General features: G+C 46.5%; 17 protein-coding genes. 6 read left to right on the top strand and 11 right to left on the bottom strand.

Going from position 1 to position 17369, the window contains the following annotated elements:
- Positions 1-13: 13 nt before the first annotated feature.
- From QP794_RS00770 to QP794_RS00760, 3 genes are all read left to right on the top strand, one after another.
- Positions 14-592 carry a TetR/AcrR family transcriptional regulator gene (locus tag QP794_RS00770; RefSeq protein WP_285074510.1) on the top strand — a complete coding sequence of 193 codons (579 nt, stop codon included), beginning with the start codon at positions 14-16 and terminating at the stop codon, positions 590-592.
- Between the two features lie 64 nt (positions 593-656).
- Positions 657-2591 (top strand): ABC-F family ATP-binding cassette domain-containing protein, encoded by a 1935-nt coding sequence (locus QP794_RS00765; RefSeq protein ID WP_285074509.1) that lies wholly within the window; start codon positions 657-659, stop codon positions 2589-2591.
- 176 nt (positions 2592-2767) lie between these two features.
- A complete protein-coding gene (locus QP794_RS00760) occupies positions 2768-3706 on the top strand; it encodes a hypothetical protein (protein WP_285074508.1) in 939 nt (312 codons plus the stop codon).
- 174 nt (positions 3707-3880) lie between these two features.
- Here QP794_RS00760 and QP794_RS00755 read toward each other — a convergent pair whose 3' ends face one another.
- The 5 genes from QP794_RS00755 to QP794_RS00735 all read right to left on the bottom strand — a co-directional run bounded on the left by QP794_RS00755 (position 3881) and on the right by QP794_RS00735 (position 7983).
- Positions 3881-4921: a M42 family metallopeptidase gene (locus QP794_RS00755; protein WP_285074507.1), complete on the bottom strand. Its 1041-nt coding sequence runs from the start codon at positions 4919-4921 to the stop codon at positions 3881-3883.
- Positions 4922-5043: 122 nt separating this feature from the next.
- On the bottom strand, positions 5044-5433 hold the full coding sequence (locus QP794_RS00750; RefSeq protein WP_024629222.1) for a LapA family protein: 390 nt from the start codon (positions 5431-5433) through the stop codon (positions 5044-5046).
- 136 nt (positions 5434-5569) lie between these two features.
- Entirely contained in the window at positions 5570-7360 is a 1791-nt protein-coding gene (gene pepF, locus QP794_RS00745) for an oligoendopeptidase F (RefSeq protein WP_285075179.1), read from the bottom strand.
- A gap of 200 nt (positions 7361-7560) precedes the next feature.
- Positions 7561-7746 (bottom strand): hypothetical protein, encoded by a 186-nt coding sequence (locus QP794_RS00740; protein ID WP_024629224.1) that lies wholly within the window; start codon positions 7744-7746, stop codon positions 7561-7563.
- A gap of 3 nt (positions 7747-7749) precedes the next feature.
- Positions 7750-7983, bottom strand: a complete 234-nt coding sequence (locus QP794_RS00735; protein ID WP_024629225.1) for a hypothetical protein — start codon at positions 7981-7983, stop codon at positions 7750-7752.
- Between the two features lie 163 nt (positions 7984-8146).
- Between QP794_RS00735 and QP794_RS00730 the strand changes: the two genes are divergently transcribed.
- Positions 8147-8344 carry a cold shock domain-containing protein gene (locus QP794_RS00730; protein WP_017689394.1) on the top strand — a complete coding sequence of 66 codons (198 nt, stop codon included), beginning with the start codon at positions 8147-8149 and terminating at the stop codon, positions 8342-8344.
- A gap of 135 nt (positions 8345-8479) precedes the next feature.
- Here QP794_RS00730 and QP794_RS00725 read toward each other — a convergent pair whose 3' ends face one another.
- The 6 genes from QP794_RS00725 to QP794_RS00700 form a co-directional block, all read right to left on the bottom strand.
- Positions 8480-9649 (bottom strand): MFS transporter, encoded by a 1170-nt coding sequence (locus tag QP794_RS00725; protein ID WP_285074506.1) that lies wholly within the window; start codon positions 9647-9649, stop codon positions 8480-8482.
- Positions 9650-9686: 37 nt separating this feature from the next.
- Positions 9687-11027 carry a hypothetical protein gene (locus QP794_RS00720; protein WP_024629227.1) on the bottom strand — a complete coding sequence of 447 codons (1341 nt, stop codon included), beginning with the start codon at positions 11025-11027 and terminating at the stop codon, positions 9687-9689.
- 234 nt (positions 11028-11261) lie between these two features.
- Positions 11262-12746: an oligosaccharide flippase family protein gene (locus QP794_RS00715; RefSeq protein WP_285074505.1), complete on the bottom strand. Its 1485-nt coding sequence runs from the start codon at positions 12744-12746 to the stop codon at positions 11262-11264.
- 84 nt (positions 12747-12830) lie between these two features.
- Positions 12831-13937 (bottom strand): amidase domain-containing protein, encoded by a 1107-nt coding sequence (locus QP794_RS00710; protein ID WP_285074504.1) that lies wholly within the window; start codon positions 13935-13937, stop codon positions 12831-12833.
- Between the two features lie 19 nt (positions 13938-13956).
- Positions 13957-14571, bottom strand: a complete 615-nt coding sequence (locus tag QP794_RS00705) for a class F sortase (RefSeq protein WP_285074503.1) — start codon at positions 14569-14571, stop codon at positions 13957-13959.
- A gap of 80 nt (positions 14572-14651) precedes the next feature.
- Positions 14652-14930: a hypothetical protein gene (locus QP794_RS00700; protein ID WP_024629231.1), complete on the bottom strand. Its 279-nt coding sequence runs from the start codon at positions 14928-14930 to the stop codon at positions 14652-14654.
- A 303-nt stretch (positions 14931-15233) separates the two neighbouring features.
- Between QP794_RS00700 and QP794_RS00695 the strand changes: the two genes are divergently transcribed.
- Complete coding sequence (locus QP794_RS00695) at positions 15234-16313, top strand: tetraprenyl-beta-curcumene synthase family protein (protein ID WP_285074502.1); 1080 nt, start codon at positions 15234-15236, stop codon at positions 16311-16313.
- A gap of 54 nt (positions 16314-16367) precedes the next feature.
- A complete protein-coding gene (gene pfkA / locus QP794_RS00690) occupies positions 16368-17339 on the top strand; it encodes a 6-phosphofructokinase (protein WP_169478620.1) in 972 nt (323 codons plus the stop codon).
- Positions 17340-17369 lie beyond the last annotated feature (30 nt).

Here is a 17369-nt window from a genome sequence, read left to right as displayed (position 1 = left end):
GGAGGGAGTGCATTTGAGCACTGTGCAGGGAGACAAATCGGAGGCAATTCTGGATGCAGCTTACGGTATTTTCGGTTCAAAAGGATTCTATGAGACGAAAATGTCCGATATTGCGGACGAAGCGGGCATCGCGAAAGGCACCATTTATTTATATTTCAAAAACAAGGAACAATTATTTATTGCCGTATCCAAGCGGGACTGCAACGGCTTTATCAGTCGCCTTGATCAGGCGTTGAACTTACATCAGGGTACTGGGGATAAGCTTGGTGCGATCGCCAAGACTCATCTTACGTATTATTATGAGCGTCGCAATCATACCAAGCTGTTTTTTATGGCACCCAATAATGATCCGGACCTGATGAAATTTATGAAGGCTTTTATGAATGAATATATGAGCATGGTCCGTGAGGTATTAGAGAATGCTGGCGTACCTGAGCCTGCTCTGCTCGCTGAAGCTTATATCGGGATTCTCGATCGGCTAAAGATGGACATCATGCTCAATCCGGAGTTTAACGAGGAACATCTGAACAAACGAATTGCCTTTGCAGCAGCTCTGTTTCTGGATGGATGTCGTTCTTTTTTGCAAGTATAAAGAGAGTGTACGGGATGGCTATTAGATATTGAATATTAATTTACAGAGAAGTAGGTAACGTGCAATGAACATAATGACGGTAGAGCAAGTTGCAAAAAGTTATGGCGAGAAAATTTTGTTTAAAGACGCCTCATTTGGTATGGGCGACCAGGACAAGATTGGTGTTGTTGGTGTCAATGGAACCGGGAAGTCCACATTTTTGCGTGTCATTGCAGGCATGGAGCCTGCAGATGAAGGGCAGATCTCAATGGGGAACGACGTGCGTATACAGTTCCTTGCACAGAATCCACAGTTTAACCCGGATAATACGGTACTGCAACAAGTATTTGAGGGCGACAGCCCGGAGATGAAAACGGTACGTGAGTATACGGAAACGATGGAGCTGCTGGAGCTTAATCCTTCTGATCCGGCACTGCAAGAGCGTTTGTTGCGCTTGAACCAGCAGATGGAGCAGCTTCAGGTCTGGCAGATGGAAAGTGAAGCGAAGAGCATTCTGTCCAAACTGGGAATTCGTCAATTCGATGCGCTGATGGGCACATTGTCTGGTGGACAACGCAAACGGGTAGCGCTTGCCTCTGCGCTGATTCATCCCTGTGAATTGCTCATTCTGGATGAGCCTACCAACCATATTGATAATGATTCTGTAGTTTGGCTGGAGCAGTATTTGCAAAAACGGCGCGGGGCACTGCTTATGATCACGCATGATCGTTATTTCCTGGATCGTGTAGCGAATGTAATGCTGGAACTGGATCATGGACGTTTATTCCGGTATGAGGCCAACTATACCCGCTTCCTGGAACTGAAGGCAGAGCGCGAAGAGCGTGAATCGGCCTCGGAACAGAAGCGGCAAAACCTGCTGCGGACGGAGCTTGCCTGGATTCGTCGTGGTGCGAAGGCCAGAACCACGAAACAAAAAGCGAGAATTGACCGCTTCGAACAGTTGAAGGATCAACAAGGACCTAATCGGTCAGGCTCATTGGAAGTATCCGTGGGCTCCACTCGTTTGGGTAAAAAAATACTGGAGATCGAGCATCTGTCCAAATCGGCAGATGGCCGCAAATTGATTGACGATCTGAGTTATATTGCGGTGCCTGGTGACCGGGTAGGCATCGTGGGCCCGAATGGTAGCGGTAAATCAACCTTGCTGCAAATGATCTCCGGCAAGCTGGAACCTGATGCCGGGGAGGTTGTTGTAGGCCCTACAGTTAATTTGGGCTACTTCACACAGGAGCATCAGGAGATGAATGAATCTCTTCGGGTGATTGAGTACATCAAGGAAGTGGCCGAGAATGTAAAAACGGCTGATGGATCTATCATTACAGCAGCTCAGATGCTGGAACGTTTCCTGTTCACTCCTGCATCACAGTGGACACCTATCTCCCGTTTGTCGGGTGGAGAAAAGCGTCGTCTGTACCTGCTGCGTGTGCTGATGGCTGCACCGAATGTCCTGCTGCTGGATGAGCCGACGAACGACTTGGATATTCAGACACTCGCTGTACTTGAAGATTACCTGGATGATTTCCCGGGGGTTGTATTTGTCGTATCCCATGACCGGTACTTTCTGGATCGGACAGTGGATAAAGTGCTGTCTTTTGAAGGTGGCGGTGTTGTACGCGTGCATGTTGGGGACTACAGTGAGTATGCGGAATGGATGCTGAAAAATGCTCCTGCATCTTCTCAGGCAAGTACGACGGGAACAGCAGCTAAAGTGAAACCGGCAACGGAGGAAAGTAAATCTGCTGCCTCGGCGGTTAAACCTAGGCTGAAGTTCAGCTTCAAAGAACAGCGTGAATATGACCAGATCGATGAGAATATTGAGAAAGCTGAAGTTAATCTCGCCCGTATTAATAAAGAGATGGAAGAATCATTCAGCGATTCAGCCCGGCTGCAGGAGTTGATGGCAGAGCAGGCTGAGGCGGAGCGTCATCTGGATGAACTGATGGAACGATGGACGGTCCTGAATGAGCTTGCAGAACAGATTGAAAACAGCAAATCTTAAGCATATTCCAAAGCTATATTTTAATGAATCGTCCTCTCTTCAAAAAAGTGACTTGCAGTCGCCTTTGAAGGGAGGGCGATTTTTTTGGACTGTAAATGAATTTATATGAAACGTTAGCCATATTCAAACCGTTAATTAAATAAAGAATTCCATAGAAGGGGGAGAACACCACATCCATGTCCAGAGATCTGAATGAACAATTGGCAGTCCTCAAGGAAAAGGGAAGAATGTATGAGAAATGGAATGATCGGCTGGAAAAGCTGAATCAGGAGGAAGCAGAGTGGAAGACGAAAGTACAGCAGCGTCTGGAACACCTGCAGAAGGAACAAAACGATGTGGATCGGTTGAACAGCATGACGTTATCTGCATTTTTTTATCATTTAATTGGCAAAAAAGAGGATCGACTGGAGAAAGAAGAATTAGAGTTGATGGAAAGTAAGGCAGCGTATGATACGGCTTGCCAGATGTTAACGGATATCCAGGAGCAACGCTCGCAAGTGCAGCAGGAGCTGGACAGACAGCGGGAATATCAATTTTGGCAGAGTGATTACAAGGTGTTATGGGGCCAGAAGGAAAACGATCTGCTGGAGAAAGATGCAGAATTGCAGCAAATGGCTGAGGATCGGGAACACCTCTCAGGTGAGCTTCAGGAGCTGAATGAGGCGGACAGAGAGGGGCAGTATCTGCTCCTTGCACTTGAACGTGCTGAAAAGGCGTTGTCCTCTGCGGGAAATTGGGGAGTATATGACATGATGGGTGGTGGTGTAATCTCCACCCATATCAAGCGCAGTCGAATGGATGATGCCCAGGATGCCATTATGGATGCCGGAAGACGTCTTCGCCGTTTTCAGAAGGAGCTGGAGGATGTGAGGATGGCCGTAAACACGGAATTACATCTTGGAGGCCTGCTTTCATTTGCAGACTATTTCTTCGACAATCTCTTTGTGGACTGGATGGTACAGGACAAAATCCGCAATGCTGAAACCCAGGTGAAGGATGGACTACGTGCGGTGCGGAGCACGTTGCTTCTGCTGAACAGTGAGATTCGGGAGCACAGGGAGAAGCTGGAGGTTCTGGAACGCAGATATCGCGAGCATGTTGAACAAGCGGATTAGACATGCCAAAGAAGAAGGACACGTTCAGCGCGCCTAAACGGCATCGCTTACGTGTCCTTTTACATGATAAAGGGGATCATAGATGATCAAGTTGTCGTGCCTGACAAGATCGACATCACGACTCTGAGCATTCATTTAAACGATGTCCTGTTTACCACCCGTACATAATTCAATTTACTTGGTCGTAATATATGCGGCGAGCAGTCTCGCTGTATTCAGGACGGCGTCTTTATGCGTACGCTCCATGGAATGGGAAGCATGAACTCCCGGACCAATCAACGCAGCGCGGATGTTATTTCCTCCCCGTAATGCAGCGCTGCCATCGGAGCCGTAGTGAGGATAAATATCGACCACATAGTCAAGGTTCGCCTGCTTGGCTAATTCGATCAAACGGGTCGTCATGTCATAATCATATGGGCCGGACGAATCTTTGGCACAGATAGATACATCCGTCTCCTTACAGCTAAGGTCGTCGCCCATTGCGCCCATATCTACAGCAATCAATTCGCTGATTTCTGCAGGAATATAAGATGCGCCGTGTCCAACTTCTTCATAGTTCGAAATGAGCAGCGAAACGTTATGTAGTGGTTTCCAGTTTTCGCGATGTGCTGATTCCAGGATACCAAACAAGGCAGCTACGCTGGCTTTATCATCAAGGTGACGTGATTTAATATATCCGCTTGGCGTGATGACCGCACGAGCATCGAAGGAAATAAAGTCTCCCACAGAGATACCCAGTGCCAAAACATCTTCCTTGGAGGAGACCACTTCATCAATACGCACTTCCATATGGCTCTCGCTTCGCTCAAACGTACGTGCATCTGGATAGACGTGTACAGAAGGGTGAAGCGAGAGAATGGTACCCGTATAGATCTTCCCTTCGCGTGTGTGAATGGTGCAATACTCGTTCTCAATACTGTTCATGGTAAATCCGCCGACCGAGGTGAGCTTTAGTGTACCGTATGAAGTGATGGAACGCACCATCGCTCCCAATGTATCCACATGTGCACTCAGTCCAATCGTTCTGGAAGAATCTTGCCCGGGTAAAGTGAGCACAGCTCCGCCCTTGTTGTTCAATTCAAAAGCGACATCGAGTGATTCCGCTTCCTTGCGGATCATCTCGATAATATCGTGGGTATAGCCGCTCGGGCTGGGAGTATCCAGTAATTTTTTCAGAAAAGACAGAACATAGGATTCGTCAATAGTAAAACTCATATGGGAATTTCCTCCTCGTTAATGAATATGCAGAAAGTTGTTCTTCAAACAGAATACAGCCTGTCTGGCAGAATGTACAATCCCATTCTTGATGGCCAGCAGGCTGCCTCTGATGTGATGTGTTACAGCTTACCCGAAGGATTTCCTTTTCGTTGGCTCTGAATGGAATCGGACTCCGCAGAAGCGTTGTCCGAATCGTTCGTTCCGAAGGTATCCATCGTTTTAAACGAGTCCAGAGAGGAGGAAGAGCTGCTTGCTGCGGAGCTCTCCAATTCGGATACACGCAACTTCAATTGCTTGTTCTCGCGTTGCAGTCGATATTGGCGGAAGATGCCATAAGACCCTACAATGATTCCACCGATTAGGGTACAGCCAAGAATGAGCAGAATCAGCGGGATTTGAACCGTGTTAAATAGCAGGTTGACTTGTACGGAATCCACATTAATGACCGCAAAAATTCCGGTAAGCAGTGCAAAAACGAGACCTGCGATGAGCGCCCATTGCATTTTCATGGTGGTGCCTCCTTGTTGAACAATTCAGGACTATGTACGCAATTACCCTAATTCATGAGTCTTGCATCTTGCTTGATTATAAAATCCCTTGCCCCAATGGGCAAGGGATACAGGTCACATGGACGAGAAAGCAACCTTATTTGGTTAGTTGTTCCATTTGCTCAATCAGTTCCTTAAACACGCTCATAGCTTCACGAATCGGTTCTGGCGTAGACATATCCACCCCAGCTTTTTTCAGGATGTTGATGGAATAGTCACTGCCACCGCTCTTGAGGAATCCAAGATAACGGTCCACAGCAGGTTGACCCTCTTCCAGAATTTGCTTGGAGAAACTGGTCGCTGCTGAGAAGCCGGTCGCATATTTGTACACATAGAAGCTGTTATAGAAGTGGGGAATACGCGCCCATTCCATTTCAATCTCTTTGTCCACAACCATGCTGTCTCCATGGTATTTGACATTAAGGTCATAATAGATTTCGGAAAGCAGCTGAGGTGTGAGAGCCTCACCCTGTTCAGCGCGCTCGTGAATAATTTTTTCGAATTCTGCAAACATGGTTTGACGGAATACAGTGGTACGGAACTGATCTGCATAGTACGTCAGCAAGTAAAGCTTTTCCTTTGGATCGGTCGATTTATTAAGTAAATAATCCATCAGCAAGGCTTCATTCGTTGTGGATGCAACTTCAGCCAGGAAAATGGTGTACTGTGCATCCCGATACGGAAGCGTAGTGTCCGAATAGTGGGAATGCAGAGCGTGACCCATTTCATGTGCCAGTGTAAACATGCTATTCAGATTATCTTTGTGATTCAACAACACGTAAGGGTGAGTACCGTAGGCTCCCCAACTGTAGGCGCCTGAACGTTTATTCTCATTTTCGTATACATCAATCCAGCGGTCATCATAGCCGGCCTGCAATGCGTCTGCATAGTCCTTACCAAGCGGCTTCAAGCCATCTTTAACCGTTTGTTTTGCTTCCTCGTAGGTAATATCCATTTTGTATTCATCCACCAGTGGAGCGAAAAGGTCATACATATGCAGCTTATCTACGCCGAGCAATTTTTTGCGCAGGTCCATGTAACGGTGTAACAACGGAAGGCTTTCGTGAATCGTATCCACAAGATTGGTATAGACATCCTTCGGAATGTTGTCGCCGTAGAGGGACATATCCATGACGGAAGGATATTTCCGAACATCGGCATAAAACATGTTTTTGGTTACGTTGGCGTTCAGTGCTGCTGCAATCGTGTTCTTTTGTTTGGCATAGGTTTCATACACCGCTTTGAAGGCGCGCTCGCGAACTTCCCGATTCGGATTTTCCAAGAACTGAATATAGCTGCCGTGGGTGAGTTCCACTTCTTTTCCATGCTCATCCTTGATTTTCGGGAACTTAAGATCGGCATTGTTCAACATGCTAAAGATGGTCTGTGGTGCCTGGGACAGGTTGCCCACCTGTGCAAGAAGTGCTTCCTCAGCCTGGCTCAGTACATGAGCCTTTTCACGTTTCATCTCTTCCAATGTGAACTTATAGGCAGAGAGTTTCTCGTTGGAGATGAGGGCATCCAATTGATCATCCGGAAGGGACAAGATTTCGGGTGTAACATAAGATAGTGCCTCACCAACCTGCACGCTTAACTTCTGTGCTTTTTGGGAGAGGTTTTGATATGTAGGGTTAGCTGTGTCTTCATCTTGATGCATCCGGGCATATACAAAGAGACGTTCGGTTTTGAGACTGATCTCATCTTCGAGTTCAAAACAGTTTTTGAGTGCCTCAGGTTTGTTCAGTTTGCCCTGAAATTCGGAGGCTTTCTTAGTCAAAGACGATACTTCTTCATATTCCTGATCCCAAGCTTTCTGATCGGCAAATAGATCTTCCAGTTTCCAGGTTTGTTCAGTAGGTACCTCGGAACGTTTCAATAGTTGACTCATGGGAATCCTCCTTTGATGAAGTGATGAATATATAGACGAAGCTGCCTTCGTCCCACTCGCTTGTGCGGAGAGAGACGAAGGAATCAGACTAAGTACCAGCAGAATAAACAGCGATTTGCGGTATTTCAACGGCCTTCCTCCTCACTATACGAATAATCCCGTATAGTATGACCTGAGGGGCATTGAAATATTTGAAGAAGCTAGGCTCCCATGTTGACCAAGAAGTAAACGATCAGGAAAAATGCGAAACAAATCAGCAGGGTAGCAATCAGAGCCATGCCCCGTCTTAGACGATCCGGGATGGAGTTGCGTCCCAGAATCAGCACAATTCCCAGGGAAAAAGCAAGAATAATAAAGATGACAACATTGCTTGAGTCAAGCTGCATGGGCTAGACCCCTTTGAAGGCAGCCATCAGTTGACGCCATTCGTCCTCGCGGTTCTCGAAATCTTCTTTCGGGAAGCGGCGTTCAGCCCAGTGCATCAACGCAGGTCGGCTGAGGAATGTATGGCATTCTTCGCCCCACTCTTCCGATATTTCACGAAGCACCAGATATTTGCCTTGAACTTCTACGGTCATCATATTCCACTTGTCTGTTTTGTATATTTCATGTTTTTTTATCATAGGTAGTCTCCAAACTAACGGTTTTGGTAAAATGATACCGTACCCTTGGATTCAAAGCAAATTTTTTCGACTTTTATGGAAAAGATAAATTGCAATGTAGAAGGTCCTACAGTATAATAAGGGTATTCGCCATAGATGGCGATATTTTTAGGAGGTTGTTCATTTGAAAGGTACAGTTAAATGGTTTAACGCAGAAAAAGGCTATGGCTTTATTTCAGTTGAAGGCGGCGAGGACGTATTCGTACATTTCTCCGCAATCCAAGGCGACGGCTTTAAAACATTGGAAGAAGGTCAAGCGGTAGAATTCGAAATCACTGATGGAAACCGTGGTCCTCAAGCAGCTAACGTAAACAAATTGTAAGAATATTTCCGGTTAAACGGATTTCTTATAAATGATTGGCTTCTAGCTGAATATAAGAACCCAAGCACAGTCCCCCCTGGGAGGCTGTGCTTTTTTTGATATGTTGAGTTCCATAAGGGAAATTTTCATTATTGCCTATGCGCGGCTAGTCATGCTTGACCAAAGCTTCATGGAAAATCCAATAAGTGCGGCCAGGGAGAATGCCATCGCCGTGAGATAGAAAGTGTTTCTGCCGGTATGCTCCAGCAGCAATCCACCCAGTGTTCCGCTGAGCAGACCGGAAGCACTGGACCATACAATCGTAAACAAGGCCATGCCAGTCGCCCGATAATCATCCGGAACAAGGCGGGTAATATAACGGACCCCAGTCACGTAAAAGATGCCAAAGGTCACGCTGTGCATCGTTTGGATGGCAACAACTGCCGCTGGTGTATCCGAGATGGACATCAGAAATAAACGAATGGTATACATCAGCGCAGCGATCGTGAGCAAGGGAAGTTCCTTGTAGCGATTGCCGTATCTGCTTAACAGCAGAAACACCGGAATCTCGCTTACGGAAGAGATCAACAGTGACCAGCCGATCAGTCCTTCACTGGCACCTAAATCTTTTAGCGTAATGGTAAGAAAAGCTTCATTCATCCGGTGACCCAGAGCGAGCAGAAAAACGCAGCCGAAAAAGGTAAGAACATCCCTTCGCTTCAAGATGGACCATAGTCCGGAGAGATCCATTTTAGTGCTGCTGCCCGAAGGCTGATCTTTTAATCCAAAACCGATCAGGAGGGTAGTGGCTGCCAGCGCAATACATACCCACATCGTCCATCCCGGCCCGAAAGAGCCGAGAAAGTATCCGATGCTTAACGCAAAGAATGCATATCCGATCGAGCCAAAAACACGAATGGAAGTAAAATTCCGGCCATATTTGCTTGCGGTTGTAATTGCCATCGTATCGGAAAGCGGATATACGGGATAGTAGAAAAAGTAAAACAGGGTCACCAGTACAAATACCTCACCAAAGGTTGTGGCATTGGCGAGCATGATACCTGTGATCAGCTGCCCGGCAAGCAAGATGATCATCACTTTACGTACGGTTTTGTAGCGGTCACTGGCCATGCTCCAGAACATGTTGGAGAATACGGAGATGAGAGGACCAATTCCGTACAGGTAACCAATCTCAGCTCGACTGAATCCCAGATGGCTGAAATAAAGCTGAAAATACGATACCACCAGTACGGTGGAACCGAAGATGGTGAACATGAGTGCCCGCAGCCAGGTTTGATCTGGCCGGGCGGTATGACTTGATTTCATGATGAAAGGCTCCATTCTTGAATACAGTTCAATTTTATTATCCTTTGAGGGAAGAAGATTTCCCGGATGACGGAACAGACATCGTAGGTTCCTTTTGCGTACGTCGGATGACCAGCCAGACAATGACAAGCTCGGCAAGCAGACCGAGGGATTGAGCCACTGCACCGATCATACCGTTCCACGCCGGGAATATGCTGACCAGAATGAGCAGGACGATAACCGTACATATGGCATTGGCCGTCTGGGAGCGAAACATCGTTTTGGTCTGTCCGCGCAGCAGAATCAAACCATTGCTGAAGTCGAGAAAAGGTGAAATCAGCGGAAACAGTACAAACGCTCGCAGCGTCCACAAACTTTGCTGTAGCAGATTACCCTGTACACTCATTACATTTTCCAATACCCACGGTCCAAGTGGGGTGTAGGCAATGGAGACGGTCATCGCAAAAGGAACGAATCCGGTGACGAGTGCGAACTTCTTCACAAGTTTGGCATCAACAAGATAGAAATTCAGCACGATCTGGTGGATGTATGTAAAAAAACTTAGCATCAGCTGCATCAGGCTGCTCGCAACGGCAAAGGAAGAAATGGCCAGGGCGATCCCGGTCGTTTTGCCAAGTACGATATTAATGACGGGTCCGATAAACAAAGCTACGAAACTGGATAATAACAGCGGCTTGTAGAAGCGAAAGACGTCGCCCTTGTTTTCAACGGGATGATCCTCCAGCTTGGCTGGCATCTTGCGCTTGATGCTGTTTCCTTCGAGAAAACTGACCAAAGCCTCAATCATCATGCCAGCAGCAAAAATGATAGCGCCTACACGACCGCTGTCAATACTGTCTGTATATATGAAATACAAGGACAGGCCGTACATGCCAGCAAGACGGAATAACATGCCGATCGTCAGCCATTTTGTACGGTTATTCGTAATAATGATGCCCTGGTAGATGTTACGGATGACCGAAAAGATGCTGACATACATGAGAATCTCATAAACGTCGATTACTTTGGATAACAGATCCGGGCTTACGCCAAACAGATATTTGAATACACCTGTACCAATGGGCGAATATGCGATGAGGAATCCGATCAGAAGTACACAAGCGAGAAATATTTTGGTCACAAACGTGAGGGCCTGAAAGGAAAGGCGATCCCTTACCAGCGCCGAACAGGTCTGACGCAGCAGGGTTGAGGGGCGCTCGGTGAGGGTCAGCAGGCTACCGGCGATGGCGTAGCTGGCAATGACCGTCTCGGGATGAGCGGAACGTGCGAGTGTGCTGTTAATGATCACGTGAGAAATGGTAACGAGAGACGCGGATATGCCCAGCGGCACAAAAAATGCAAATAACCGTCTCCACGAAAGTGGTTCATTTGACATCATGTCAACGACTCCTTTGATGGATGAAATATGCCTAGTATTTAGATAAGGCTTACAGAAAAGAGATGCCCGCCAGCTATGGAATGCCAGCGGGTCAATAATATTCCGATACTTTAAAAGATTAAAGACATTATAGTCTTGTAGGGATGTGATGTAAATAGATGGGATTCAGTTGTTTGCTTTTAGAACGAGACATTCGGTCTGGGTTTATGTATGTGTTTGCCAAAAGGGACGGTTTCAGCTTCTCAGGCGATAGTGGATCAACAGATAGCTTCCGTTTAGCAGGAAAAATAGAAAAATGCTTGGAAGAATCGCGTAATCTCCCCAGTATACAGGCAGGGTGGTCCACTCCCTCAACCAAGCCACTAACGCTGAAATTACTATCACGACCATGAAATGTACAGTCAGACTGCTGATGCGAATGCCTTTCAACAAATTTCTTAATCCGATCAGATTTCCAGACATGATGATAAATTCCATAATTATGACACCCGCCACTCCACCTTTAAGATGAACTCCATTTAGAGGGATCAGGAAGTAGTGGGAGAGGGTAGCTGCAGTAATACCGATAGCCGTTGCGATCAGACTGATTTTTTTGTTATCCTGTGCCCACAATATACTGGTGGATACCTCACGAAGTCCAACCAGCAGGGGAATGATGCTTAACCAACGAATCAGCTCAGCAGTTTGTCCGGAATGGAATAAGAGCTGTGCCAGCTCGCGGTTGAAAATCCACAAAAAAGAGCTGGAGGTGATCCCCCAAATCCAGACGATCTCCATCGTTTGCCTGCTTTTCTTTGCAAAATAATCATAACGAAGCTCCTGCCAGGAGAGAGCGAGCTTCATGGTCAGGGTATGTGATATGGCCGCGGTTACAATCGTTGGCATATATACAACCAGCATGGCCATACCCATAAGCAGACCGTACATTGCAGTTGCTTGTGCGGAGGTGTAGCCTGCGATTTGCAGTCTTAAGGGGATAATGACCGCATCTAGCATATCGGAGAAGGGAATAAGTAGCCGTGTGACGGAAATGACCAAGGAGCTCTTAATAAACCAAAAGCCGTCTGATCTCCCTGTGGAAACATAAGGAGGTATTTCATTCTTTTGACCGGTATATCGCAAAAAAAGAAGCAGCATCACAAAAGCGGCAATTCCGCCCATTGCTGTTCCGATCAAACTTCTCCCGACCGCATACATTACACCCTGAGGAAGCCACAGCCAAGTCATACCCAGCATCAGCCCGATACGAACAGCTTGCTCTATTACCTCCGATACGGCAATGGCGCTGTAATATTCAAGACCTTGTAAGTACCCCCGCAACAGGCTTAAAAGAGGTACGACGAATATCGCAATGGACAAAGAGCGTATAAACGGCTCCAGAACAGGATTACCCAACCATGTGGAAATGGTTGAAGCGTAGGCGAGTGTAAGTAAACAGAAAGTTGCGCCAATCATTGACAGCAAGGTGGATAATCGCTTGAACCAGAACCAGCCAAGTGCAGGCTGCTTGGCTGTGTACATTCCCAAGGAGGTAGGAAGCCCCCCTGTTATCAGCATAAGAATGAAACCAAAATAGGAATAAGCGATTTGGAATAATCCTATACCTTCAGGACCCGCCATGCGGGTAAGGATGATACGTCCAGTGAGACCCATTACTTTGACTAGAGAGACAGCACCGATACGGATACCCGTCTGCTTGAGACCGGGAGGCATGTTCATCTATTTCACTCCATCCAACACAAAACACTTCTTGTCCACCATTAATATGAGCAAAAGGAGGCAAGTATGTGTGTTATGAAGCGATCAGTCTCGAATATGAATGAGGATATACGACGTTTTGTTATCCCAGCCCAAGTCAAACGGTGCCTGAAATCGATCGGCGGTGTGGGAATTGACGAGGGGATAGCCGCGCTGATCGAATCCGGTAACAACAGAAAAATGGTCTACATCATGATTCATTACATGAGCGATCAGATCGCCAGCTGCTAGCTCGCCTATCAAACCGTACGGGTGAGCCTCCGTTTTTTCGACCAGCTTCGAAAAGGATCCAGTTGCGATTTTTTTCCCATACCCGGAGTAAAGAATGAAATCTTTGAATGCATCCGTTTGTACCCAGGTTTTGGTACCACCCTTGGGAAAATGGTATCTCCATGCTCCCATCATCGGTAACCCGCCGCCTTCTTTCTGATCTCCAAGAGCTTGGGAAGCAAAATTGGTACAGTCGCCCCCTAAATTATTGTAATTTTTATATTTGGAATTATACTTGACCTTGTCGTTTGTTCTCCATGCGATCCCCGCGTATTTATTTGCATAGTCCACCGCTTGTTTTCGTTTGTAGTTCTTGCCGTCCTTTAGTTCAGGACGATGAGGGGGTGAAGAAGGCATTCCTGCTGCAATTAGTCGAGGGTTCTCCTCCAGCGGATCGAGGTACCATTCCTTCGAGACGATCCATTGATCATTTATTTTTTTCAGTGTGACAGCATGCCAGGTTCCCAGTCCAAACGAATGGGTTGAAGATAATTGGTCTTTATAGGCATATGTGATTTGCTGCGAATGGCCCAAAGAAATCGTCGCTGTGTTATCTCTGACACGAATTTTGGAGATATGGATTTTGGACTGGCAATCGGTAATCTTCATGTTACGATGTTCGCTCCATGCATGAAGATAGGTTTTACGATTGATTTCCATCGTGTAAGCGTGACGGCTCAAGGGAGATTGTATATCATAATAGCGAACCATATTATTAGTTTGTCCGGCTAAGTACTTCGATCTTTGGGCAAAGAGAGATTCAAGATTTTGACTAATCTCAATCTCAAGTTGTGATGTAGTGGAAGAAGCCTCGGCAGGCCTCAAGTGTGGCACAGTTATAAACAAACAGCTAATTAGGAGTACGGTTATCCACTTATGCATGGTTATCTCCTCTTGAATGTTATTCAACCAATCGGGTATACACGACAAGGCGCTTATTGTGCTCCTTTTTTTTGCGATCGTACGTTCCTGTACATGTGATCAGATTCAACTGTTTTTCAGCGGTGTCGCCGAATATTTTATCCAAAGGTGCTTCCTGCGTGTAATAGGATTGGACCTCCAAAACCTCATATTTAAGATAGTGGTTGTTCTGGTCAAATAAAAAAACAAAAGTACCCGGTTTCAGATGTTTAAGCGGGTAAAATATGGCTGGACCTGTATAGTTGTCTACATGACCGGCAACAATTGCATTTCCGTTTTCTCCAGGCAAAACTCCATCTACATATAATCCAGCGATCTCACTGGACTTGGGTACTTGCAGTTGTCCATTCTCTGACAAGTGAATAGGAGTGATTGAAGTACTCAAATGCACCGATGGAATGCACAAACGAACAGGTTTACTCATGACTATGGATTGCGGAATCCTTGTCTTTATCTCGGGATCAGTACTCGTCTGATCTTTAGGAGCGGATGTTTGGAAAGCGGTCTGTTCCTTCATGTTATTTGCCGGAGATAAGATAAGGCATGCAATGATTAAGAAAATGACAATAGCGGCGAATGAAGTGTTGTATTTCATACGTTTCTCATCCTTATAAATAAATTAAAGAATAAGAGAAAAGAAAAATCGTTTTCTTTTCCCTTTTCTCTTATCCCTTTTTACTCGCTTACGCCGCCATATCCTGTTTTAGGAAGGGCTTTTGGTGTAACGCTTTTTGCATGGATTTTATGCTCTTTGTTGACTGATTTTTGATGCAGTTTGTGTTCTTTGCCTTTATGCGATTTCATGTGCATTTTGTGCTCCGCTTTGTGCTCTGCTTTGTGCATGGATTTCTCCATTTTGTGCATCGGTTCAGTTGCAGCGGATGCAGATGCAGAAGCACCGGATACAGCCAGCATTAGGCAAGCAGACAGAGAAACAATGGTTGCTTTATTCATACTTGAATTCCTCCCAGTGGGTAATTTGCATTGCAGAATTTAATATCCCCAGGTCTTACATGATTATTGATTGTATTTATTTACAGGGATTATGGAAGTCATCCAGGTTTAAGGTTGATTTGGTAAAATAGAATGACGTGTAAATGTGAATGGAAGGGGTATTTTGCAACAAGTCGTTCGTAGATGTGATTTTTTGCCGTGATTATGCGGGAGATCATTTGTACAATTAGGGGGATCATATTATAATAGGATTGGTTAAAAATCGCTCTAATACGTATTCAACCAAGTGGAGGCACATTTATTTTGAGCCAATCAAATCGAAATCGTCATCAATATCCGCGTGGACCGTTGGCATTGATGAGAGGGGTGTACAAATACACCATTCCGGAAACGCGGAAGGAATTGGATGGGTGGCGTGCCAAGGCAGAAAAGATTCCGAATGAGGAATTGCGCAATCAGGCACTGGCCAGTCTCAGGGACAAGCAGTTCCACTGTGAAGGCGGGACCGTATATGCTTTACCTGATCTGCCAAACAGGCACATTCTGATTCCACTGATCGTTTCATATCAGACTATTAGTGATTATTTGGACAATCTGTGTGATCGCAGTACATCGATGGACCCGAATGACTTTCGGCTTCTCCATCAATCTATGCTTGATGCGGTAGATCCCGAAGCAACACCTGTCAATTATTATGCGCTCCGCGAGGAGCAGGATGACGGTGGCTACCTAAGGAATCTAGTGACCTCATGTCAGGAGCTGACCCGTCAGCTGCCAGGCTATGCATCCGCCAAGCCTCAAATTCAGGATCTGGCAGGCCTATACACGGACCTGCAGGTATATAAGCACATCAAGCCGGAACTGAGAGAAACGGCATTGCTGGAATGGTGGTCAGAGCATCGCCACCGCACACCTCAGTTCCGATGGAACGAATTTGCCGCTGCTACTGGCTCTACGCTGGGCGTGTTCATGCTGTTTCTGGCTGCGAGTGACGATCAGCTGACAGAAGAGCAGGCGGCTTCGATCCACACTGCCTATTTTCCTCATGTATGCGCATTGCATATTATGCTCGATTATTTAATCGATCAGGATGAAGATCGTATCGGGGGAGATCTCAACTTCTGCAATTATTATGAGAATGTGGAGACAATGCTGGACCGAATTGCTTTTATTGTGGAGATGGCCCGCAGTGATGTGGAGAAGATTCCGGGAAGTTCGTTCCACCGGATGATTATCGAAGGACTGCTTGCCATTTACCTGTCTGATCCCAAAGTCAGCGAACAACAGGAAGTTCGCGTCGTTTCCAAACGTTTGATGAAGAATAGTCCGATGACAAGAGTGTTTTTCTTTATCTTTAGCCGCTGGATTCGTAAGCATATGTAAGTCAGGCGTATTGTGGTGGGAGCCTGAAGTGAAACTAGAGGAGGAAGAAACATCATGACAGCAGTAAAGAAAATCGCAGTTTTAACGAGCGGTGGTGATTCGCAGGGGATGAACGCGGCTGTTCGTGCGGTTGTTCGCAGCGGACTGTTTCACGGTCTCGAAGTGTACGGGGTTCAACGTGGCTACCAGGGTCTTTTGAATAACGATATTTTCCCGATGGACTTGCGGAGTGTAGGGGATATCATCCAGCGTGGGGGAACGGTTCTGCAATCGGCGCGCTGCAAGGAATTCTATACCGCTGAAGGTCAGCAAAAAGGCGCAGACATTCTGCGTGCACGCGGCATTGACGGCTTGGTTGTTATTGGTGGAGACGGTTCATACAATGGCGCCAACAAACTGAGCAAGCTGGGCATCAACACCATGGGTCTTCCCGGAACAATTGATAATGACGTTTCTTTCACCGATCACACGATCGGATTCGATACAGCAGTTAGCGTAGTGGTAGATGCAGTTAACAAACTGCGCGATACGATGTCTTCACATGAACGTTCTTCCATCGTTGAAGTTATGGGCCGTCACTGTGGCGATATCGCATTGCATGCAGGCCTTGCATCGGGCGCAGAAACGATTCTGGTGCCTGAAGTTCCGTTTGACATGGATGAAGTGGCAGACCGCATGAAAGCCAACTTCGCACATGGTAAACGTCACAGTATCATTATCGTTGCTGAAGGCGTAGGCAAGGGTGAGGATGTAGCAAAAGAACTGATGGAGCGCTGTCCAACATATGAGCCGCGTGTAACCGTATTGGGTCACATTCAGCGTGGTGGTACGCCAACTCCGTTTGACCGTAACCTTGCCAGTCGTCTGGGAGATTTCGCCGTACGCAGTCTGATTGCGGGTGAAACAGACAAAGGATGCGGTATTATCAAGGGAGAACTGACCCTGACCGATATCGATAAAGTGGTTAATACGAAAAAAGACTTCGATATGGAAACGTACGAGCTGGCACAGCGTTTGTCCCAATAATCAAACCATAACCAAAAGAGCACTGTCCCT

Origin of the sequence: Paenibacillus sp. UMB7766-LJ446 (assembly GCF_030226665.1) — a bacterium.
In the GTDB taxonomy this organism is placed as follows: domain Bacteria; phylum Bacillota; class Bacilli; order Paenibacillales; family Paenibacillaceae; genus Paenibacillus; species Paenibacillus vandeheii.
The sequence above is the reverse complement of the archived record's forward strand: the minus strand, read 5'-3'. Positions and strand labels throughout refer to the sequence as shown.